Here is a 22,617-nt window from a genome sequence, read left to right as displayed (position 1 = left end):
TTTTTAATTAAAAATCAATGACTATCACTAGTTATTGATAGATATATAAAATAATAATCCGTAAAAACAGGTATAAAAAAACCGCGATAAAATATCACGGTTTTTTTAATCATAACAGGCTTAAATTAGATATCATCTTCCCAAGGCATATCAGGTAAAGCCGTTAAGTTTTCACGGTAACGTTTTAAATCAAACTTACCGTCATTTTTCATTACATCAAAAACTTCAATAGATAATGCACAAGCAATCATCTGCACCGCTTCATCACGTGCTGTACCTGTCATCATTAAACGCATCAATGTTTCTTTTACAACTAATGGATTACCGTCAGTTAGCTGGTTTTCAACAGTTTCAACCAGCATGTCACCCGTCATGATTTCTTCGTTTTCCATCATAAACCTATCTTAGTTATTTTAATCGTGCATAATTTAACATAGCGTATTCTTAGTACAAGATAATTGCTTACTTCACGCAGCTGCTGATGATAATTTATCTCTAAATAATGAATCTAGTAATGGTTTTGCCTCAACCATTGAAACAAATAAATGGTCAGCGTCAGTTGTTGTTAATGAAGGATGACCGTTAATCAATAGGCAACAAATATCGGCATTTTTTGCAGATTGTAAACCAGTACGGCTATCTTCTATCGCAACCACTTGGTAAGGTTGAACCTTCATTGCTTGACAAGCATGTAAGTAAACATCAGGAGACGGTTTATTATTTTCAACTTCATAGCCGCTAAATACCTGATCAAATAAATCTAACCAACCATGTAGTTTTAAGACACCTTCAACGTAATCTCGTGGAGCTCCCGTCACAACCGCCATAGGTACTTTACCTGAAAAAGCGTGAAGCACAGCATCAACGCCAGGTAACGCGGGGATCCCTTGCTGACGAATTTTAGTATCAGTCAATGCTTCCATTTCAGTCGTAATAGTAATGATATCTACATTAAGTTGATAACTATCAATAAAATGCTTCGCTATCTTTGGCCACGTTACCCCTGCATAATATTCAATAAAATCCTCTGCCGTTAACGTAACACCGTATGTCGCTAAATAGGCACTCCAATTGTTAGCGTGAAACGTTTCCGAATCAACTAATGTGCCATCAAAATCAAAAAAAAGAGTTTGCATTATTTACCAAACGATAATTTCTATGAATAAAAGAACTGCTTTTATAACACCCTAATTTTACAAATAACAGCACACCGTTCATTACACAACAACTTCATTATTTATTACGTACTTGAAGAATTGTAATCGCATCATCAATCGCTACTGCGGGGCTATAATAAAAGCCTTGAATATAATGACATGCCATCTCAGATAAAATATCTAATTGCGCTTGCGTTTCAACACCTTCAGCAACAACTTCAACCTTCAATTTACGGCTAAGATCGATAACCAATGACACCAACATTTGACTCTCTTTACTGTGTTCAATATCAACAATAAAGCTTCGATCAATCTTAATAATATCGGGTTTTATATCAATAATGGCAGCTAACGACGAATAACCCGTACCAAAATCATCCAATGAAATCGCAATACCACGAGCTCTAAATGCCGCAAGAATATCAATAATGTTCTTACCGTCATCAAGGGCTGTTGATTCAGTAATTTCAATCATTATTGCGCTATAAGGTAAGTTATAGTTATTGATTGTTTCAAAAATATACTCTTGATTATGCTGTGAAAATTCTTTTACTGAGTGGTTAATTGAAAAAACAACATCGGTAAAACCACTACGGTGAATACGATCTAAATCAGCACACGCTTTTTCAAAAACTAATTGACCTAACATGCCAATTAATCCGTAACGTTCAGCAATAGGAATAAAGACCCCAGGAGAGATGAAGCCCTCTTGATCATCATACCAACGCGCTAATGCTTCAAATTTACATACGTGACCTGTTTTATTATCAACAATAGGCTGATAATGGACAATTATTTTTTGAGCACTGATGGCATGCTTTAATTTATCACGTAATTTTAATTTGCGGATATATTCATGTTGTAATTGTTGATCATAAACACAGACACCATTACGCCCTAACCACTTCTGCTCATACATAGCATAATCAGCATTCTTAAGTAAAGCTTGGTGCGTGGTACCACTTTCAGGATACGATGATATACCGATACTGACAGTTAAATTTATATCAATATCATCACATTTAAGCGGTTGTGAAATAATTTTCACTAATTGATTAGCAATACGTTGAGCATAATTAACGTCTTGCTCTTTAATTAAAACTGCATATTCATCACCGCCATAACGACAAATCACACTATGCTCACATACCGTCGTTCTAAGAATATTAGCTACTTTTTGTAACACTTTATCACCGAAATTATGCCCATAAAGATCGTTGAAAATCTTAAAGTCATCAAGATCAATAAATAAAAGTGAGCACACTGACGACGGTGAATTATCCATTGCTACGTCATTAATTTGACCGATGTGTTTTTCTACTTTTTCAATAAAACGGCGACGATTCATTAACCCCGTAAGCGTGTCATTATTTGCTAATAGCTTTAATTTCTTTTCTGTTTGCTTTCGAGAACTAATATCATGAAAAACACCGACATAATTAATAACATTATGATCATCTTCAATTTTATTAATCGTCATTTCTTCAGGATAAACAACACCATCACTGCGGCGATTATTTAATTGCCCCTGCCATGTTCCTGTTGTCTCAAGACTATGCCACATTTGTTTATAAAAAGCGGCATTATGATAACCCGATGCTAATACACGTGGGTTCTCACCAATAATTTCAGCATGGCTATAGCCAGTTACTTTTTCAAAGGCTTTATTTACTGAAATTATATTATTATCTTTATCAGTTATAACAATACACTCAGACGTATTATCGAAAACTGTTTTAGCTAGCGTTACTTGTTGTTCTGCTACAACAGCATCTGTTATATCAATTAATATACCGACAATACGATTAAAATAGTTAATACTATTTGATTCAATAATATTACCTTTACAATTAAACCAGCGACAGTTTTTTTCATTGCTTCCTGATTGTAATCTAAAATCAACATCAATTGAGGTTGTATCACCATTACGTAAACTTGAAAAACATTTAACAACAGCTAAACGATCATCTTTATGAATCATCATGACCCAATCATATATATTGTTAACATGAGTTTCATTGATATCTAAAATATCCCAAAACTTAGGTGATGTTAATAATACTTGCGTTTCTAAACTATATTCCCATATACCTTCAGTAACGGCATTATAGGTTACGCTTAATTTATCTGATGCTTGATCTAATTTATTTGAAAGGTAATAAAATTCGGTAATGTCTTGTACAATACCTTTAATTAATGTAGCAATACCATTAATATCACGCAGTATATGACAATGCTCACGTAAGTATTTATTTTTACCTTCTGCTAAAACAATGCGATAGATAACGTTATAACTCACGCTATTGCTATCAAGCATATCACGCCTTAGTTCAATAACACGTTCACGGTCATCCGGGTGAATATATTGATTCGTCGTTGTTTCGTTAGGCGTAAAACTCTCAGTATCGCATTGGAATATTCGGTAAATTTCCTTACTCCAATAAACGCTACCTGTTGCTATATCTACATGAAAATTGCCAAGTTGAGCTTCTTGCTGGCATTCTTCCATTTCACAAAGGAGTTTTTTCTGTTCTGACAACAACGCTAAATATTGGACATCAGAGCCAAGTATGTCGCCAAGAACTTGACACCACTCACCATGCTGTTCTTCAGAGAAAAAATAAGGATGTTCAAACAAACATCCAATAACACCCACAATTTCACTATGCCTAGAAAATATTGGTATACCAAGATAATGTTGTAATGAATGAGAAGAGATTATCTGATTGAATGGGTATATCTGTGGAATATTATTAGAAAAATAGTAAGGTTTTCCAGAGGATATCATCCGCTCACAAAGAGAATGATTAATTAAATAAGTGAATACGGTATTCGAAAAGTGATCGTCAATAGAATAAGCTAAGGATGTCGCTTTATGATGATTTTTATCAAAATAAGCAATATAACAATGTGTAGGCTTTAACGTTTCATAAACAGTATGCAATGCTTCTTGTATGAACTCACCACCATAACTGTTTCGTTTTAATGCTTTTAATGTTGTAACCATAAGTAATCAGTAGCCTAAGCAATATATCTGGAAAAATAACTATCTTTAATACTATATAAATAATGACCTCCTAATATACCGTATGTCATAGCATAATTAAAGAAGGTCAGTATTGATAATAAACTTTATTTAAAATCTTTCCGATAAATATCACTTTATAGCTAAAAACAATAACGCAATTAGGCTAAATAGACACCGCAGTTGTACTACGACGTGGTAACCATAATGATATAATTGTTGTTATCATTATAAAAATAAACGCTATCCATAAACACATAGCCAAGCCATATAATTGATATACCATACCTGAAAGTAATGTTCCGATTAAACGTCCCATTGCGTTAGCCATATAATAAAAACCAACATCCAAACTTACACCATCACCTTTGGCATAACTTACTATTAAATAAGAATGTAATGAGGAGTTAACAGCAAAAACTGCACCAAAGATCATTAGACCAATAATAATAATTAACTGTGGGTACCAATTAAATTGTAATGCAATGGCTATCACTCCTGTAACCACCGCCAGTACCATTGCCCATCCAAATGCAACTCGCCCATCAGGTACGATACCCTCTGTTTTTCCTGTAATTCTTGGCGCGATACTTTGAACAAAACCATAACCAATGACCCACAGAGCCAAAAAGCCACCTACCAGTAAATGGTCCCAACCAAAAACTTGTCCCAAATATAGTGGTAACGCAATAACAAACCAAACATCACGTGCGCCAAAAAGGAACATTCTCGCAGCTGAGAGTATATTTATACTTCTACTTTTTGAGAAAATCTGACTAAATTTCACCTTGCTCTTTGCTTTACCAAGATCTTTATCAAGCCACAACAGGCTACATATAAAGACAACCGCAAGTACACCAGCCATAGCAACGACCGCGCCTTGAAAACCAATCAATGCCAGTAATGCTCCCCCTAGGAAAAAGCCAACACCTTTTAGTGCATTTTTTGATCCCGTTAGTAGTGCAATCCATTTATACAGCGCACCTTGTTTTTCATTAGGCACCAACGTTTTAATCGCACTTTTTGCGCTCATTTTATTCAGATCTTTAGCAATACCTGACAGTGCTTGAGCGAACATTACCCATATAACAGTAAGGTTTACTGAAGGTACAGCAAGCATTAACAACGCAACAACCTGCATAAACAAACCAATATTCATGGTTCGATTTAAACCTAATCGCGCGCCAAGCCAGCCACCAACTAAATTCGTGACCACGCCAAAAAACTCATAAAATAGAAATAATGAGGCTATCTCTAACGGGCTATAACCAAGCTGATGGAAGTGTAAAACCACCAACATTCGTAATGCACCATCAGTGAGAGTAAAATTCCAATAATTAAATGTCACCAACATATATTGGCGTACATCATTGGGTAACTGGCTCAGCTTTGCTAACATAAAATACTCACTACATTTCAATACAATTAAGACTTAATAACTAACATCCGACTTTACGTATTAATTCTGCAGTCCGTGTTGCATAACCCATTTCGTTGTCATACCAAGCATATATTTTAACCATTCGTTGATTAACAACCATTGTAGATAATGCATCAATAATGGTTGAACGTTGATCGCCGCGATAATCAATCGATACTAAAGGCCGCGCTTCAAAGCCTAAAATACCGTTTAGATCTGTTTCTGATGCTGTTTTTAATAATTGATTAACCTCATCAATAGAGGTATCACGCTCAACATCAAAAATAATATCAGTCAGTGAGGCATTTGCGAGTGGTACACGCACTGCATGACCATCAATTTTCCCGGCTAACTCTGGAAATATTTCCACAATCGCTTTAGCTGAACCCGTTGTCGTTGGAATTAAGCTCATGCCACATGCTCGAGCTCGACGTAGATCTTTATGTGGGGCATCTAAGATAGTTTGTGTATTGGTTAAATTGTGAATAGTGGTAAATGATGCTTGCTTTATACCAAGGTGTTCGTGGATCACTTTTACAACAGGGGCTATACAGTTGGTAGTGCAAGATGCCGCGGTCACTATGCGATGTTTTTCTGGATCAAATAAATGATCGTTAACACCAACCACGATATTTAATACACCCTCTTCTTTTACGGGCGCAGAAACCACAACGCGCTTAACGCCTTGCTCTAAATATTGATTAAGATATTGAGTGTCACGGTGAACACCTGTTGCTTCTAGCACGACATCACAACCAGACCAATCAACATCAGCAATATGTTGCTGCTGACAATAATGAATTGCTTGACCATTGATCATCATTTGACCACCATCAACAGTCACTGCATGTTCCCAACGCCCTTGAATCGAGTCAAATTCAAGTAAGTGGGACAAAGCATTAACATCACCTGCAACATCGTTAATTAATACAAACTCAACCTCAGGCCAATCAAATGCTGCGCGTAATGCTAAACGGCCAATACGTCCAAATCCATTGATCCCTACTTTAATTGTCATGATCCTTCCTCAGCTTGCCAATAGTAAATATATGAATAACCATATATATGGAAAATCAAATATATCAGCCGTAAAAAATAAAATAAACCTTTTTTGCACGAAATATTTTTAACAGCCACCAAAAAACAAAAAACCCCGCATCAGCGAGGTTTAATAGTCAGTATTTATGAAGCGAAATTAATGCTTAGCATCGTTATTCCATTGCTTAATATAATCAATATGTGATTGGCGAGCAAAAGCACCGGGTCTTTGTGCTTGAATAGAAGCAAGTGTTGTATTAAAAGGCATACCACGAGCAAGTAGAAGACGTGCGGCTAGTATTCCAGTACGACCAGAGCCACCTTTACAATGAGCGACAACAAATTCACCATTATTCAATGCTATTTGTGCTGCATCATTGGCACGTTGCCATTTTTTTTCAAAATCAGCAGTTGGTGCACAATCATCCTCGATAGGTACATGAAACCATTGCATACCTAATAACTTACACGCTTCTGCTAATAATTGAACGCCTTGGTTCGAAAGTTCATTTTCTTCTAATGCAGTTAAAACCACAGTTGCTCCCGCCGCTTTTAACTGACGTAAACTTGTGATCGCGTTAACCCCTTTCGTTCCTGGGCATGGCGTTAATAATAAGCCACCTTTTAAAGGTGTAGTATCATTTAGTGGTAGTGACCAAACAGGATGTAAATTGTCCATAAAGTAACAACTCCTACTTTGTTATAATATTAGTTAATTGTGGTTTTTTTCTATTTTTTATTGCACTTAAACGTATTTTTTCTTGATTAATCAACGCCGGTTGACCATTCCGCACAGTATCAAAGGTGTGTCGAATCCATTGTGGTAAATCACAAGGAAAATGATAAAAGATCCATACACCTTCACGCTGGTCTTGTAATACACCACTGTCTCGTAACAATGCTAAATGACGAGAAACTTTCGGCTGACTAACCTGCAATGCTTTGGTTAAATCCCCGACAGATAAAGCAACTTCATCATGAATCAGCATTAAAATACGTAATCGTAATGGATCACTCATGATTTTAAATAATTCAACAGCACCAATCGTATCTGATTGGTTATCACCATTAAGCATCAAAAATAATGCTATCTTTGCTTTTAGACCATCAAAGACATCGTAAAATCCTTGAGAGCCAGCTTGCGGTTTAGGATCTTTAAAATCCCAATGTATTAGTGCATCTGAATCAGGGAAAAGCGCACATTCTTTACTGGCTTTATCACATAAGGTTATCACAACATCAAAATGTTGATTTTGTAAGCTCGACGCTAATACACTGGTTAAATTATCGGAATTAATATTGTGATAATTAAGAACTTTATATACACGGGGATCAACAGTTTCAGGTGCCATCCCCGCACTCATAATTTCAAATTGATCGATGGTAGTTTCACTGTCTCTACACATATGGCGCATTAATGCTTCTGCAATTTGCGACCGTGCAGAATTTCCCGTACAAAGAAACAAAATACGTTTCACAGTAAAAACCTTATAACTATCATTAAAAACATTAGAATATACGATAAAGCATATATAACAAGCTCAAATAATTAAAAATAAAGCTTACATAGCTACGATAGTTATCATTATCTATTAGCGAGCAATATCGAGTTGATTTCCACTAACACCATTGGTACGAAACCAGCCAGCAATACTAAATCGTTGTTGTGTTACAGGAAGTACTTCATGAGGAAACAGTTCAGATAAAAATACGACTAGCCGACCAGCTTTGGGATCCAACATTGCCAATTCATTATCATCAAGATTATACATCTTCAGACGACCACCATGCTCAGGTTGCCAATCTTCATTTAAATAAAAAACGGTCGTCAATTTACGATTTTCTTGACCACGAAAACAATCTACATGCTTTTGATAGAAATCACCTTGTTCATATTTAGCGAAATGTGCTTCATACTCAAATAAGCCTAAGAATAAATGGCGATTTACTTCAAGGCGAACGTCGTTCATTCGCTGTAGAAAATCGCTCACTGGCGGCCCCATATCAGATTGTAGCCACTGAATTTTATCGCTTCGAATTGCTTTTTTAGTCATATATTCATCATTACGGCCAATGCCAGCTTGGCTCCAATCTGTTGGAATACATGCTTTCAATTCACAGACTTCATGTGACGTCAAAAAATTATCCCAGACAAACCACCCTTGGGTAAATAAAGCATCAATCAGTTTATCGCTATTCATAATCGTTCCAATCTAAAAGAAAAAAACGTTATAAAGGCAGACATACTTTACGACAAATCGCAAAAATCATCATAACTATGAAATTTTCTGCTTAAATAGCCCCTAATCATAGGTAATATTAGATTCAGTGATTGATTAATCCTAAAAGATAGTAACTAATACATTATAGGTATAATATTTATTAGATACTTATCACGTATTCAGCATCTAATATTGGTAAAAAGATTAATTCACTGAACTAGATTTATAGGAAACTATTATTATGAGCGATAAAAATCGCGGATTATTATTGGCTTTTATTGGCATAATGATATTAAGCTTTGATAGTTTATTCGTTAAACTATCTAATTCTACTGCATGGAATGTCCTTTTTTGGCGTGGTGCATTTCAGTGCATTGCGTTAGTTATTTTTCAATTACTTTATAATCGAAAGCAATTTACAACTGAAATATCTCGTCCATCATTATCATTACTCGGACTAGGCGCTATTTTTGCCGCCTCGACCGTTTGCTTTATTGAATCGTTACATTATACCCAAGTTGCAAGCACGCTCGTTATCATCAATACCGCCCCTTTCTTTACTGCAATTTTAGGTTTTCTAATATTAAAAGAAAAATTGAAGTGGCCGACACTGTTGGCTATTGGTGTTGCAACCAGTGGCATTTGGATCATCTTTGCTTTTGCCCCTGCGGGCGGCCAATGGATAGGTAATGTACTGGCATTAATCACTGCATTAGCCACTGCTATTTATCTCGTTGCTATGCGCAAAACGAAAGGGGAACAAGCCGCCAATATTCTTATTATCGCTGGCTTTATGATTGCCGTATTTGCTTATATTAAAGGGGCACAACCTTTTTCATTATCACATATTCAAATGCTATATTTATTAATATTAGGTGGTATTGTTGTACCAGGCTCTTATTTGTGTATTTCAAAATCAGCAGCTTATATTCCTGCCGCGCAAACAAGTCTAATTTTATTAATGGAAATTTTATTAGGCCCACTGTATGTCTTTTTAGTTATTGGCGAACAACCATCTCTGAATGATATATTAGGAGGCGCAATAATATTAATCACATTAGGACTTTATACAATTTGGGATGTTAAACAGTCGGCATAATATCATATAACACATGGAATTTATCGCCGTTCGTATTCACAACGGCGATAATCTAGCGATATTTTATTAAAAATTTATTTAGCACTTACACGTAAGTTATTTTTATTATCACGATTTTGGCGAATATGGTCATCACTCTGGATAATATTTTCTTGTTTAGCAAGACGATCATATAAAACAACATTAACGGATGCTGCTAAATTCATACAACCAACCGTGGGTACATAAACAACATGGTCGGCTCTGTCTGCTACATCTTGTGAAATAGAACCATCTTCTGGGCCAAAGATATAAATCGCTTTGTCTGGATGCTGAAAATGAGGCAATAATGTTGCTCCCTCAGCAAAATCAACACAAACAATCTTCATGTCTTTCGGCAAGTTATCAAGCATAGATTCAACACCAGATAATGGAATTGTCTGTGCCATTTTCTTAGTATCTGTCTGAAATTTTGCGGCTTTATCGTAACGGGTTCCCGTATAAATAACAGCATCTGCTTTATAGCAACCTGCTGCTCTGAGTACAGCACCGATATTGGTTGGACTTTTAGGATTACTTAATCCAATGATTACTGATGCATCTTTCATGTCAGGAATACCTTATTGTTTAGATTAACAACAAATATAAATAAAGATACCATTATACTAAAATAGTAACTTTCCAGAAAGAAGTAACCAACGTTAGCGCTACCATTCGACCCATAAGCAAAAAAGCCTCACTCTTTGAATGAAGCTTTTTTAAAAAATTTGCTATTGAATTTCTATACGAAAGAAATTAACTCAACCTCGATAATCACTATAATCGATAATAATTAATTTACGTTGTTATCCACTAAATGATAGCACAACCAACCTAATGATAAATCTTCAATAGCTTGCTGTATCGATGCATCTATCTTTTGTGCTTCATCACCATTATACATATCAAGAATAGTAGTAAAAAATGGCATATAAGGCATTGTTGAAATATACACTTTCTTATCATCAGCAGTAGCGATCACTTCAATATCATAGGCATTTAAATAACGTGAGTCTTGATCTGTAATGTGCACTAAATTAAAACGTATAATATTGGTATCTTTCGAATCAATGGTCGCACCATACCCTATTCGATTTTCATCATCGATCAAATGATAGCACCCATCAGCCAGCGCTATTCCTTTTTCAATCAACATCGATAACATGTCTGCTCGATCAGAAGATACATTGATGACTAATGCTGACTCATCTGAAAAATCATCAATAGATCCCTCTTCAATATCATCATCAAATATAGATCGGGTGTAGGTTGTTACGACATGATTCAGCATGCTTGTAATCCTAATGTTTAGTGTAATATAAATAAATTAAGAGAGAAGATAGGGTTATACGGGATTACATTTTATCCGCAACACAAATTATAGACCCCAATAATAAACACTCTAATTCTTCTCTATTCATTGTTTTAATATACACCTTGATTTAATAGAATTACGGATAGTATTTTTGTTTCATTCTAAGCGCAACATTAACCAAGGCAATTAATACTGGAACTTCAACTAAAGGACCAATTACTCCCGCAAATGCTTGGTCTGAACTCAATCCAAATACTGAGATAGACACTGCAATCGCTAATTCAAAATTGTTACCTGTGGCTGTAAAAGCAATAGAGGCATTCTTATCATAAGGAATACCCATTTTCTTACCAACAAAAAAGCTAATAAAAAACATTAAAACAAAGTAAATAACAAGCGGCACTGCAACACGAAAAACATCCATTGGTAAAGCTAAAATCATATCGCCTTTAAGACTAAACATAAGCACAATCGTAGCGAGTAATGCAATTAACGTAATAGGCGAAATACGAGGAATAAACACCTCGTTGTACCATTGCTCTCCTTTTTTAGCGACCAACCATTTACGACTAATAAAACCCGCAAGAAAAGGAATACCAAGATAAATCAACACACTTTCCGCAATATCAAAAATAGATATATCAATTGCAAAACCCTGATAGCCAAATAATGGTGGTAATACAGTAATAAACAACCATGCCATAACACTGTAAGTCAGAATTTGAAATGCGCTGTTTAATGCAACTAATGTAGCGCCATACTCTTTATTACCACCTCCAATATCATTCCAGACTAATACCATCGCAATACAACGAGCCAAGCCGATAAGAATAATCCCCACCATATATCCTGGGTGATCACCAAGGAAGGTTAGTGCTAAAACAAACATTAAAATAGGACCAACAATCCAATTCATGACCAAAGATAACGTAAGGGCTTGTTTATCTTTGGTTACTTTTCCCATTAACCCATAATTTACTTTTGCAAGTGGTGGATACATCATTAAAATCAAACCAATCGCCAACGGAACATTGGTTGTTCCAACCGACATCGCTTGATTCCACTGAGATACTTCAGGAAAAACAGCGCCGATCCCCACCCCAATGATCATTGCAGCAAAAATCCATACCGTTAAGTAACGATCAAGAAACTGCATTTTATTATTTGGGCTATTTAAAACCTTTGTTGTCATAGTAACCTTCCAATTTTTATTATTTACAATAACAAATCGTTAATCGTCGAATAACGATTGATTGTTATGAAGAAATCCAATCTTGTCTATAAAGCACTTAATAAAATATTAAGACAAGAAATCTGAAAATTTAGCATTAAATGTATTTAGTGCTTCACGGTTAATGCGGTAACACACTTTAGGTGGGTTTGGTTCAGCTTTAATAAAATTAGCTTGTTTTAGTATCCGTAGATGCTCAGAAACTGTTGATTGCGCTAATCCTAACTCAGACACTAGATCACTGTTTAAACAGCTATCCATCGCATCTAAGGTGTGAAGAATGTGAAGAATACGCAAACGCGCAGGATGTGATAATGCTTTAGCTTGCGCTGCTAATGCTTGTTCTGTCTTTAGTTGTTGATCTGTTGCCGTAAAAGATATTTGGCAAGAATCAGGACATTTGGTCATTATTTTACCACCCCACTTCGCTAATCGTCGATTAACGATACCCCGTATCGAACAAAAATACAATATTAACAATAAATTTCACTTCTAATGTGGCACCTCTACATGCCACATTAGAATTGAATGACGTTAAGCCTCTTTATTCAACGTCTATTTCATAACAATTCGCTGAGCTTTAAGCGCATTATCCTCTACCATCTTCACAGTCACGACATCACTTCCATTAAGATCATAATCTTCAAAAGCAACATAACGAATTGACTGATTAGTCCAATCTTTATAGTAGAACTTAAGATTTGTTAGATCCTTTACAATCGTATGGTCAGTATGAGCAGCTACCGTATTCTCAAAGTCTGTCTCAACAGCATTATCAACCATTGTCGTTGGTACTTCCCCACTTACTGCAGTTTCATCACTTGCCATTGCAGGAATACGTTTTAGCGCCATACCCGGAATAATATCGAAATTATTAAAGATACGAAGTAGACGTAATACGCCATCTTGTGCAGTAACGACATTTGATTTTGTACTCGCATTTGCTAAATAATTTGCTTTTACAAAACGAGATGTTGGTGATGTATCGCCAGGCAATCCAAATGCACCGCATGTACCATGAGAATGCGCCGAACTACCATCAAGGTTGCGAAGAACAGAATCTGCGGTATCAAACTGTTGGATATTTGAGTACACACCTAGATTCTTTAGGTGCCATTCATACTGAGGGCTATTGGTCATAATGCCATTTGATGGCTTAATTTCAATGCGACCTTTTTGATCCGGTTCAAATACTGCTGCATCACCCGTTCTATCAATAAACAAGAAATGCCCTGGCTGTTCTGCTCCGGCTAATACAACAAATTTGCCTTGATGCGCTTCAATATATTCACGCGCTTCCGCAACAGTTTTACATTGAGATAAGACCAAGTAAGGCGTTGCTAAAACATCAATCATCTCATCTGTTGCTTTTATTGCTACCTCATAGGTTGCCATCTTTGGGTAGTACAACACACCCATAGATAACCCTTCTTCATTAAAGCCATCACTTAAAAATTCAAGACTAGATGCTGCATCACCAAATAATTCACCAATATTACAACCAATAACTGCATACTTCGCTTTTCTTAAATGCGTGCTTTTACCTATTGCAAAATTTGGCACATCATATTGACGAGGAAAGAAACTTACATTATTACGGTAATACTGGCCAAACTCATTAGTACGACCGGTAATAATATCATTTTGTAATGTTTTAATTGAAATTTGAGTACACATAATAAATACCTCTATTACGATTTATTGATAAGTGAATAATTTGGAATATTCTTCGTTAAAGTAAATATACTCATAAAACACATTGCAGCTAATACTAACCACGATAATTGTGCTGATGATTTACGAGCTTCACGATTAATATCGACAAGTACTGGATAGTCTTTTTTCTCTGTAATATTATTTTCAACGAGTTGAGTGAAATCTTTATCACTTAAAAATGGGATTGATGATATTTGTTCAACTTGTTGCTTGGTTTGAGTACTAATTAAGTCACTATTTGCCGCATCTGATTTGACCATATTTGTCAAAGAGAACATCAAAACACTACCCAATACTGCAATACCTATAGTTTGACCGATATTTCTTGATGTTGCTTGAACGCCACCAGATTGAGTTGCATCACGTTGATTAACTGCAGCAGTTACGATTAATGATGCTTGTGAAGCAATAATTCCACAACCAAGACCAGTAAAAAGTGCTGAAGCAAAGAAGGCTTTGTTAATTGAATCAATTTCAGTTCCCAAAGCACCAGATAAAGAAGCTAGAACACAGAATCCAATACCAACCATGCATAACTTTCGACAAGATACATGAGCAAATTTAGTTGGCGTCGCCAGTGATGTTATTAGCATCCCCATAGAGAAAACCATTAATAATACAGCTGTATCTGTTGCACTGTATCCTGCAACCAATTGACAATAAGTAATACCAATTAAGATATAAGCACCTAAGACAAAAAAGACCATGCCACACATATATAAACCATCTCGTAGTTGAGGTGTTTTAATAAATGATTGAGGCATTAAGCATGCACCATTTTTTAATTCAAACTGATGCTCCCATTTAATAAAAATAATAAGAATAGCAATACCAAATAAAACCAATGGTAAAGTTGGACTAATACCTAGAATATGGAAGCTTGGTGATAATGGCGTAATAAGACCCCATTCTGATATTTTAAGTAAACCAACAATTACTGAGAGTAATCCAATCGAAACTAATATAGTACCAATAAAATCAAACTTAATTTTTACTGTTGGCTTTTCAATTTTTTCTAATGCAAAACCTAATATAAATATCATACCAAAGTAAATAGCAAGAGCTTCAAAGGCAACACGATAGTCAAACTTATCAATGAGAAAGCCAAAGAATAAAGGTGCTGCTGTATTTGCAACACCAACGGCTGCGGCAACTGCACCAAAAGCAATAGCGCGATCTTTGGTATCCGTATAAATACCAACAATTAAACCTAACACTGCCGGAATTAAAAAGCTGGCACCAAAACCGGATAAGCTTCGAGCTACAAAAATAAATATTTGAATATTATCGGTATAAGCGGCAATAATTTCGGCTAAACATAGCAATAAAGCTCCAACTTGGAAAAGACGTTTCCAGCCCCAGATCAGCCCTAACATTCCCCCTGCAATCATACATGCACCAGCAATCAACGGATACATGGCATTGGCAAAAGCAATATCAGAAACCGATGCGCCAAGTTCGTTAATTAAAGATGCCGTTGAAACAGAAAGCCCAGAGTTATCCCCCATAGTGCCCATCTGTGCCATAAGCAAAATAACTAAGCTAAACCATTTTGCCATTCCCGTTTTTGCTTTATCTATAGGAGCTAATTTTGATGTATTCTCCATTGCTACTTATCCTTCATATTTTACATTACTCTTCATATTGTTATTTTCTTCGATTTGAAAGTATTGTTACCCACTTTTCCTCTCAAGTAATCTCTGTTATGTTGGGATTATCCAAACATAAACACCGAGTCAGACATGAGAAAATTTACTTTTGAGCAGGTGGATGCATTTGTTGCGGTTGTTGAGGCTGGTTCATTTAGTGCGGCGGCTCGTCTGCTACGAAAAGATAAATCATCAATTCATCAACTAGTAAGTTATTTAGAAATAGAATTAGGTATTGAACTATTTAACCGTGAAAAGAAACTTCCGAGATTAAGACCTGAAGCTAAAAATATTTATAACTACAGTAAATTACTGTTGGAACAACACAAAGAGATTCAAAGTCTGGCTGATAACCTTTTTCATGGCATAGAAAATAGTCTCACCATCAGTTATGACGTAGTAATCCCCCACCAGGTTATTGTTGATATCAGCACTCAGCTCTCATCAGAATTCCCATCATCACAAATTCACTGGTTATGCCAAAACAAAACAACAGCTATTAATGCATTAGATAATCAAACCATTGATATTACTTTACAGGCTTTATCTCATCGAGCTAAACCACAAGATGGACTTGAAGCACTGACTTTAGGCCAAGTCGCTTGCTCACTTTATGTTAATAAAAAAACCATGGATAATAATTTGTCCTATACACGCTCTTACCTTCAAGTAAAACCTCAATTTATTCTAGAAAGTTTTATTGCCGCAGAATTAGACAAACTCACTATCTTAAGCCCTTTCTATCGTCTTTTTACTGAGGTTGATTTGATGGTCAAATGCTTGAATGAAACACCTCATGCTTGGGCTATCATTCCCGATCACCTAGCCAAACCTTTTACTGGTGATAAGGTAGTGAAATTAAAAGACAGTGGGTTTTCAGCACAAGAAGTTTTATGGCCTTGTGTAATGTTAACCAATCAGAAAGGAGTTAAGGGACCTGTCTTTCAGCGGGCTTATGCGTTGATTATAGAGAAGATGCGAGGATTTGATTTATGACGTCGATAATAAGATTAAAGATATAGAATAGACGTTGACCAGAAAAAGGTAGGGATAAATTTTTGATTAGGCTAGAAACAACAAAGCCCCAGCGTAAGCTGAGGCTTTGTTATTTTAATTGGTGCCCGAGGACGGACTTGAACCGTCACTCCCGAAGGAAACGGATTTTGAATCCGTCGTGTATACCAATTTCACCACTCGGGCTTTATTCTCATAAAGAGAATGGAGGCGCGTCCCGGAGTCGAACCGAGGTACACGGATTTGCAATCCGCTGCATAGCCACTCTGCCAACGCGCCAACGTTACTAGGTTTCCCTAGCCTGTTGTTAATTGACTTAACAACGTAATAGATGGTGCCCCGGGCCGGACTTGAACCGGCACAGCGCGAACGCCGAGGGATTTTAAATCCCTTGTGTCTACCAATTCCACCACCAGGGCACGCAATTTCTTGCGATGGGTAAGACACCATCTGTAAATACCGCCATTTCAGCAATATCTTTTAATTTGGAGCGACACACGAGGTTCCCGATCTTGTAAACTCAGGCGTGACCTCAACCTTGGCAAGGTTGCGCTCTACCAGCTGAGCTAGTGTCGCATACTCTCAAAGAGAATGGAGGCGCGTCCCGGAGTCGAACCGAGGTACACGGATTTGCAATCCGCTGCATAGCCACTCTGCCAACGCGCCAACGTTACTAGGTTTCCCTAGCCTGTTATTAATTAACTTAACAACGTATATAGATGGTGCCCCGGGCCGGACTTGAACCGGCACAGCGCGAACGCCGAGGGATTTTAAATCCCTTGTGTCTACCAATTCCACCACCAGGGCACGCAATTTCTTGCGATGGGTAAGACACCATCTGTAAATACTGCTACTTCAGCAATATCTTTTAATTTGGAGCGACACATCGGGTTCGAACCGATGACCTCAACCTTGGCAAGGTTGCGCTCTACCAGCTGAGCTAGTGTCGCATATTCTCAAAGAGAATGGAGGCGCGTCCCGGAGTCGAACCGAGGTACACGGATTTGCAATCCGCTGCATAGCCACTCTGCCAACGCGCCAACGTTACTAGGTTTCCCTAGCCTGTTGTTAATTGACTTAACAACGTAATAGATGGTGCCCCGGGCCGGACTTGAACCGGCACAGCGCGAACGCCGAGGGATTTTAAATCCCTTGTGTCTACCAATTCCACCACCAGGGCACGCAATTTCTTGCGATGGGTAAGACACCATCTGTAAATACTGCTACTTCAGCAATATCTTTTAATTTGGAGCGACACATCGGGTTCGAACCGATGACCTCAACCTTGGCAAGGTTGCGCTCTACCAGCTGAGCTAGTGTCGCATATTCTCAAAGAGAATGGAGGCGCGTCCCGGAGTCGAACCGAGGTACACGGATTTGCAATCCGCTGCATAGCCACTCTGCCAACGCGCCAACGTTACTAGGTTTCCCTAGCCTGTTGTTAATTAACTTAACAACGTATATAGATGGTGCCCCGGGCCGGACTTGAACCGGCACAGCGCGAACGCCGAGGGATTTTAAATCCCTTGTGTCTACCAATTCCACCACCAGGGCACGCAATTTCTTGCGATGGGTAAGACACCATCTGTAAATACCGCCTAAGCCGTATTTTTAATTTGGAGCGACACATCGGGTTCGAACCGATGACCTCAACCTTGGCAAGGTTGCGCTCTACCAGCTGAGCTAGTGTCGCATATTCTCAAAGAGAATGGAGGCGCGTCCCGGAGTCGAACCGAGGTACACGGATTTGCAATCCGCTGCATAGCCACTCTGCCAACGCGCCAACGTTACTAGGTTTCCCTAGCCTGTTGTTAATTGACTTAACAACGTAATAGATGGTGCCCCGGGCCGGACTTGAACCGGCACAGCGCGAACGCCGAGGGATTTTAAATCCCTTGTGTCTACCAATTCCACCACCAGGGCACGCAATTTCTTGCGATGGGTAAGACACCATCTGTAAATACTGCCATTTCAGCAATATCTTTTAATTTTGAGCGATACACGAAGTTCCCGATCTTGTAAACTCAGGCGTGACCTCAACATTGTTGAGTCACCTCTTGCATTGCTGAACACTGATAACATCAATATTCTTAAATTGGAGCGACACACGAGGTTCGAACTCGTGACCTCAACCTTGGCAAGGTTGCGCTCTACCAGCTGAGCTAGTGTCGCATATTCTCAAAAGAGAATGGAGGCGCGTCCCGGAGTCGAACCGAGGTACACGGATTTGCAATCCGCTGCATAGCCACTCTGCCAACGCGCCTTTTTTGTAAAGAACCTAATCTTCACTTACCTTAGCAAGTCACCCCGCTGCGGTATGTGGTGTAATTTACTGATTTTACGGGCTGAGTCAACGAAAAATTATGACTTTTTATTTAAGTGGTTATTTTCCGTTACATCCACCTAAAAATCAGCCCATTGTTGATCAAAATCCACCCACTTAGAATTCAAAGAATTAAATTGAAATATTATCAACCCTTTAAACTGTCATTTGTTTATATATCGCAAGTATTCATATTCATTACTATGGCTTAATTACAGGTATGTTATTCGTCCTTAATAACACTATTACCTACCTTTATTCTCTTTCTTTTTATAGCACTTATTAATGAAGTTAATTTTTACATCTAATCATTTGATTTTTAAGCATACCTCTTTAGGGTTATTTAAAGTTTGACTTGATTTGTGTCATATTTATTCTAGTTAACACTCAATAAGCTTATCGTAATTCACGATATTGTTAAGAGGATCTATGAACAAAGTCAAAATAGCAATTATTGGTAACGGTATGGTTGGTCATCGCTATATCGAAGAGCTAGTCGATAAAGCTGACATGAGTAACTATGATGTTACTGTCTTTTGTGAAGAACCACGAGTTGCTTATGATAGAGTTCACCTCTCATCTTATTTCTCTCATCACACTGCAGAAGAATTATCTCTCGTTAAACAAGGTTTTTATCAAAAACATGGTATTAACGTTTTCTTAGGTGAACGTGCCATCACGATTAACCGAGATCAAAAACTCATTTATTCTAGTAGTGGTCGTGAAGTTCATTACGATAAATTAATTATGGCAACAGGATCGTATCCTTGGGTGCCATCAATTAAAGGTAATGATTCAAAAGATTGTTTTGTCTATCGTACAATTGAAGATCTAAAAGCGATCGAAGCAACGGCTAAACACAGTAAAAGTGGTGTTGTCGTTGGTGGCGGATTATTAGGACTAGAAGCAGCTGGTGCTTTAAAAGCATTAGGTGTTGATACTCATGTTATTGAATTTGCGCCAGTATTAATGGCTGAACAACTAGACCCTCATGGCGGCGCGCAACTTCGTAAAAAAATCGAACAACTTGGTGTTATTGTTCATACAGGTAAAAATACCCAAGAAATCATCGCAAATGGCCAACACGCTCGTAATACCCTTACCTTTGCTGATGGCACTTCACTCGAAGTTGACTTCATCGTATTCTCTACTGGTATTCGTCCACAAGATAAACTCGCTCACCATTGTGATTTAGAGCTAGGTAACCGTGGTGGTATTGCAATCAATAATTTCTGTCAAACATCTGATGATGATATTTATGCCATTGGTGAGTGTGCATCTTGGAACAATATGTTCTTTGGTCTCGTTGCCCCTGGTTATAAAATGGCACAAATTGCTGTCGGTCACTTACTGGGCGAGTCTCATACTTTTGACGGTGCTGATATGAGCGCCAAATTGAAATTACTAGGCGTAAAAGTTGGCAGTATTGGTGACGCGAATGGCCGTACTCCTAACTGTAAAAGTTATGTTTACCTTAACGAACAGCAAGATGTGTATAAACGTATTATTGTTTCTGAAGATGGTAAACAACTATTAGGTGCAGTATTAGTCGGCGACACCGCTGATTATGGTAATTTATTACAACTTAAATTAAACAATATTGAATTACCTGAAAACCCTGACAGTTTGATTCTACCTGCTCATGCTGGTGCAGAAAAACCTGCAATGGGCGCAGATTCATTACCTGACAGTGCGGTCATTTGTTCATGTTTTGACGTCACTAAAGGTAAAATAGCAGCCGCCGTTGCTGAAGGTTATACAACACTTGGTGATATAAAAGCGTTAACAAAAGCAGGCACAGGCTGTGGTGGTTGTGTTCCATTAATCACTCAAGTCCTTAATAGTGAACTTGCAAAGGCTGGCGTTGAAGTTAAGAATCACCTTTGTGAGCATTTTGAATACTCTCGTCAAGAACTCTTCCACCTTATTCGCGTTGAAGAAATCACCTCTTTTGATGCTTTACTTGCTAAATACGGTAAAGGTTACGGTTGTGAGGTGTGTAAACCTGCCATTGGCTCTATTCTGGCGTCATGCTGGAATGAATACGCTCTTAGCCCTAAAAATACACCGTTGCAGGATACCAATGATATTTTTCTTGGCAACATGCAAAAAGATGGTACCTACTCTGTTATCCCACGGATGGCGGGTGGTGAAGTAACACCTGCGGGATTATTAGCATTAGCTCAAATTGCAAGTGATTATAAACTTTATACCAAGGTAACTGGCGCTCAACGTATAGGCCTTTTTGGTGCTCATAAAGACGATTTACCACAAATTTGGCAACGTCTGATTGATGCCGGATTTGAAACAGGTCAAGCCTATGCCAAAGCATTACGCATGGCAAAAACATGTGTTGGTAGCACTTGGTGTCGTTTTGGTGTGCAAGACAGTGTCGGTTTAGGCGTCCAACTAGAAAACCGTTACAAAGGTATTCGTACTCCTCATAAAATGAAGTTTGGTGTTTCTGGTTGTACTCGAGAGTGTGCCGAAGCTCAAGGTAAAGATTTAGGTATTATTGCAACAGATGCGGGTTGGAATATGTATGTCGGAGGTAATGGTGGAATGAAGCCCCGCCATGCTGATTTATTAGCCGCAGATCTTGATACTGCAACATTAATTAAATATATCGACCGCTACTTGATGTTTTATGTACGTACTGCCGACAAATTACAGCGTACTTCAACATGGCTAACTAGCTTAGACGGCGGTGTAGACTATCTAAAAGATGTCATCATCAATGATAAATTAGGCCTTAACCAACAACTTGAAGCTGATGCAGAACGGTTGATTGCGAGTTATCACTGTGAGTGGCAAGCCACACTAAGCAATGAGCAGCAATTAAAACGTTTTTCTCATTTTATTAATAGCACAGAACGTGATAGCAATGTTGTTTTTGTACCCGAACGAGAACAACATCGCCCTGCAGCTATTAGTGAAAAAACAATCAATAATGAACAAGATACAACCTTTATTATTTCATTGGAGGAAAAAGCATGAGTCAGTGGATCTCTGTATGTAATCTTGATGATTTGATCCCCGGCACAGGCGTTTGTGCCCTAGTTGGCGATCAACAAGTAGCTATTTTCCGTCCAGACAATAGTGAACAATTGTTTGCCCTCAATAATAAAGACCCCTTTGCACAATCAAATGTCCTCTCTCGTGGGATTATTTGCCAGCATCAGAATCAACTATGGATCGCGAGTCCATTAAAGAAACAACGCTTTTCATTAGTTGATGGCCATTGTTTAGAACAACCTGATATCAAAATTGCTTGTTATCAGATTCAAGTTCATCAGGGTCAAGTACAGGTTCGCTTGTAATTAGAGCAGTAATGAGTTTGGCCGAGAGTGCCAAACTCTTCTTTGCCATAAGTTAATACGACAACTTGTC

At 37.7% G+C, this 22,617-nt stretch carries 18 protein-coding genes and 17 tRNA genes; 4 read left to right on the top strand and 31 right to left on the bottom strand.

Annotated features, from left to right (window positions below; genetic code table 11):
* Positions 1 to 125: 125 nt before the first annotated feature.
* The 8 genes from ACJZU6_RS07850 to ACJZU6_RS07815 all read right to left on the bottom strand — a co-directional run bounded on the left by ACJZU6_RS07850 (position 126) and on the right by ACJZU6_RS07815 (position 8,841).
* Positions 126 to 392, bottom strand: a complete 267-nt coding sequence (locus ACJZU6_RS07850; protein ID WP_080157716.1) for a hypothetical protein — start codon at positions 390 to 392, stop codon at positions 126 to 128.
* A gap of 75 nt (positions 393 to 467) precedes the next feature.
* On the bottom strand, positions 468 to 1,136 hold the full coding sequence (locus ACJZU6_RS07845) for an HAD family phosphatase (RefSeq protein WP_080157717.1): 669 nt from the start codon (positions 1,134 to 1,136) through the stop codon (positions 468 to 470).
* A 97-nt stretch (positions 1,137 to 1,233) separates the two neighbouring features.
* Positions 1,234 to 4,164, bottom strand: a complete 2,931-nt coding sequence (locus tag ACJZU6_RS07840) for an EAL domain-containing protein (RefSeq protein WP_408900021.1) — start codon at positions 4,162 to 4,164, stop codon at positions 1,234 to 1,236.
* A gap of 184 nt (positions 4,165 to 4,348) precedes the next feature.
* Positions 4,349 to 5,581: an organoarsenical effux MFS transporter ArsJ gene (arsJ, locus tag ACJZU6_RS07835; RefSeq protein ID WP_080157719.1), complete on the bottom strand. Its 1,233-nt coding sequence runs from the start codon at positions 5,579 to 5,581 to the stop codon at positions 4,349 to 4,351.
* A gap of 40 nt (positions 5,582 to 5,621) precedes the next feature.
* The gene (locus ACJZU6_RS07830; protein ID WP_408900020.1) at positions 5,622 to 6,620 is read right to left on the bottom strand and encodes an ArsJ-associated glyceraldehyde-3-phosphate dehydrogenase; all 999 of its coding nucleotides are present in this window, start codon (positions 6,618 to 6,620) and stop codon (positions 5,622 to 5,624) included.
* A 177-nt stretch (positions 6,621 to 6,797) separates the two neighbouring features.
* Positions 6,798 to 7,319 carry a phosphatase gene (locus tag ACJZU6_RS07825; RefSeq protein ID WP_408900019.1) on the bottom strand — a complete coding sequence of 174 codons (522 nt, stop codon included), beginning with the start codon at positions 7,317 to 7,319 and terminating at the stop codon, positions 6,798 to 6,800.
* Positions 7,320 to 7,332: 13 nt separating this feature from the next.
* Positions 7,333 to 8,118: a metalloregulator ArsR/SmtB family transcription factor gene (locus tag ACJZU6_RS07820; protein WP_080157722.1), complete on the bottom strand. Its 786-nt coding sequence runs from the start codon at positions 8,116 to 8,118 to the stop codon at positions 7,333 to 7,335.
* 114 nt (positions 8,119 to 8,232) lie between these two features.
* On the bottom strand, positions 8,233 to 8,841 hold the full coding sequence (locus tag ACJZU6_RS07815; RefSeq protein ID WP_408900018.1) for a 2OG-Fe(II) oxygenase: 609 nt from the start codon (positions 8,839 to 8,841) through the stop codon (positions 8,233 to 8,235).
* Between the two features lie 262 nt (positions 8,842 to 9,103).
* Here ACJZU6_RS07815 and ACJZU6_RS07810 point away from each other — a divergent pair, with 262 nt between their 5' ends.
* Positions 9,104 to 9,961, top strand: a complete 858-nt coding sequence (locus tag ACJZU6_RS07810) for a DMT family transporter (RefSeq protein ID WP_080157724.1) — start codon at positions 9,104 to 9,106, stop codon at positions 9,959 to 9,961.
* A 74-nt stretch (positions 9,962 to 10,035) separates the two neighbouring features.
* Here the strand turns inward: ACJZU6_RS07810 and ACJZU6_RS07805 are convergent, their stop codons facing one another.
* From ACJZU6_RS07805 to ACJZU6_RS07780, 6 genes are all read right to left on the bottom strand, one after another.
* A complete protein-coding gene (locus tag ACJZU6_RS07805; RefSeq protein WP_080157725.1) occupies positions 10,036 to 10,548 on the bottom strand; it encodes an RNA methyltransferase in 513 nt (170 codons plus the stop codon).
* A gap of 224 nt (positions 10,549 to 10,772) precedes the next feature.
* Positions 10,773 to 11,270 carry a hypothetical protein gene (locus ACJZU6_RS07800; protein WP_408900017.1) on the bottom strand — a complete coding sequence of 166 codons (498 nt, stop codon included), beginning with the start codon at positions 11,268 to 11,270 and terminating at the stop codon, positions 10,773 to 10,775.
* A 160-nt stretch (positions 11,271 to 11,430) separates the two neighbouring features.
* Positions 11,431 to 12,486: an ACR3 family arsenite efflux transporter gene (gene arsB / locus ACJZU6_RS07795; RefSeq protein ID WP_107276964.1), complete on the bottom strand. Its 1,056-nt coding sequence runs from the start codon at positions 12,484 to 12,486 to the stop codon at positions 11,431 to 11,433.
* Positions 12,487 to 12,594: 108 nt separating this feature from the next.
* Entirely contained in the window at positions 12,595 to 12,936 is a 342-nt protein-coding gene (locus ACJZU6_RS07790) for an ArsR/SmtB family transcription factor (protein ID WP_408900930.1), read from the bottom strand.
* Between the two features lie 144 nt (positions 12,937 to 13,080).
* Complete coding sequence (locus tag ACJZU6_RS07785) at positions 13,081 to 14,202, bottom strand: linear amide C-N hydrolase (RefSeq protein WP_080157729.1); 1,122 nt, start codon at positions 14,200 to 14,202, stop codon at positions 13,081 to 13,083.
* Between the two features lie 14 nt (positions 14,203 to 14,216).
* Complete coding sequence (locus ACJZU6_RS07780) at positions 14,217 to 15,848, bottom strand: MFS transporter (protein ID WP_408900016.1); 1,632 nt, start codon at positions 15,846 to 15,848, stop codon at positions 14,217 to 14,219.
* A gap of 135 nt (positions 15,849 to 15,983) precedes the next feature.
* On the opposite strand from ACJZU6_RS07780, the gene ACJZU6_RS07775 reads away from it, so the two are divergent.
* A complete protein-coding gene (locus ACJZU6_RS07775; RefSeq protein WP_408900015.1) occupies positions 15,984 to 16,886 on the top strand; it encodes a LysR family transcriptional regulator in 903 nt (300 codons plus the stop codon).
* Between the two features lie 119 nt (positions 16,887 to 17,005).
* On the opposite strand, the gene ACJZU6_RS07770 is transcribed toward ACJZU6_RS07775, so the two are convergent.
* The 17 genes from ACJZU6_RS07770 to ACJZU6_RS07690 all read right to left on the bottom strand — a co-directional run bounded on the left by ACJZU6_RS07770 (position 17,006) and on the right by ACJZU6_RS07690 (position 19,167).
* Positions 17,006 to 17,090 (bottom strand) — tRNA-Leu (locus tag ACJZU6_RS07770).
* Positions 17,091 to 17,109: 19 nt separating this feature from the next.
* Positions 17,110 to 17,183, bottom strand: a tRNA-Cys gene (locus tag ACJZU6_RS07765).
* A 53-nt stretch (positions 17,184 to 17,236) separates the two neighbouring features.
* Positions 17,237 to 17,323 (bottom strand) — tRNA-Leu (locus tag ACJZU6_RS07760).
* Positions 17,324 to 17,390: 67 nt separating this feature from the next.
* Positions 17,391 to 17,480 (bottom strand) — tRNA-Gly (locus ACJZU6_RS07755).
* A 16-nt stretch (positions 17,481 to 17,496) separates the two neighbouring features.
* A tRNA-Cys gene (locus ACJZU6_RS07750) sits at positions 17,497 to 17,570 on the bottom strand.
* A gap of 54 nt (positions 17,571 to 17,624) precedes the next feature.
* A tRNA-Leu gene (locus ACJZU6_RS07745) sits at positions 17,625 to 17,711 on the bottom strand.
* Positions 17,712 to 17,778: 67 nt separating this feature from the next.
* A tRNA-Gly gene (locus ACJZU6_RS07740) sits at positions 17,779 to 17,854 on the bottom strand.
* 16 nt (positions 17,855 to 17,870) lie between these two features.
* A tRNA-Cys gene (locus ACJZU6_RS07735) sits at positions 17,871 to 17,944 on the bottom strand.
* A gap of 53 nt (positions 17,945 to 17,997) precedes the next feature.
* Positions 17,998 to 18,084: transfer RNA gene (locus ACJZU6_RS07730), tRNA-Leu, on the bottom strand.
* Positions 18,085 to 18,151: 67 nt separating this feature from the next.
* Positions 18,152 to 18,227 (bottom strand) — tRNA-Gly (locus ACJZU6_RS07725).
* 16 nt (positions 18,228 to 18,243) lie between these two features.
* A tRNA-Cys gene (locus ACJZU6_RS07720) sits at positions 18,244 to 18,317 on the bottom strand.
* 54 nt (positions 18,318 to 18,371) lie between these two features.
* Positions 18,372 to 18,458: transfer RNA gene (locus ACJZU6_RS07715), tRNA-Leu, on the bottom strand.
* A 63-nt stretch (positions 18,459 to 18,521) separates the two neighbouring features.
* Positions 18,522 to 18,597, bottom strand: a tRNA-Gly gene (locus ACJZU6_RS07710).
* Positions 18,598 to 18,613: 16 nt separating this feature from the next.
* Positions 18,614 to 18,687, bottom strand: a tRNA-Cys gene (locus tag ACJZU6_RS07705).
* Between the two features lie 53 nt (positions 18,688 to 18,740).
* A tRNA-Leu gene (locus ACJZU6_RS07700) sits at positions 18,741 to 18,827 on the bottom strand.
* Between the two features lie 173 nt (positions 18,828 to 19,000).
* Positions 19,001 to 19,076, bottom strand: a tRNA-Gly gene (locus ACJZU6_RS07695).
* Between the two features lie 17 nt (positions 19,077 to 19,093).
* Positions 19,094 to 19,167, bottom strand: a tRNA-Cys gene (locus ACJZU6_RS07690).
* A 489-nt stretch (positions 19,168 to 19,656) separates the two neighbouring features.
* Here ACJZU6_RS07690 and nirB point away from each other — a divergent pair.
* Positions 19,657 to 22,224 carry a nitrite reductase large subunit NirB gene (gene nirB, locus ACJZU6_RS07685; protein WP_107277256.1) on the top strand — a complete coding sequence of 856 codons (2,568 nt, stop codon included), beginning with the start codon at positions 19,657 to 19,659 and terminating at the stop codon, positions 22,222 to 22,224.
* Positions 22,221 to 22,547, top strand: coding sequence for a nitrite reductase small subunit NirD (gene nirD, locus ACJZU6_RS07680; RefSeq protein ID WP_107277255.1), 327 nt, complete (start codon positions 22,221 to 22,223; stop codon positions 22,545 to 22,547). Before nirB ends, nirD begins: the two co-directional genes overlap by 4 nt.
* The last annotated feature ends 70 nt before the right edge of the window (positions 22,548 to 22,617 follow it).

Origin of the sequence: Photobacterium piscicola (genome assembly GCF_046058925.1) — a bacterium.
Lineage (GTDB): Bacteria > Pseudomonadota > Gammaproteobacteria > Enterobacterales > Vibrionaceae > Photobacterium > Photobacterium piscicola.
Note: the sequence above shows the minus strand (reverse complement) of the source record. Positions and strands in the feature narration are given on the sequence as shown.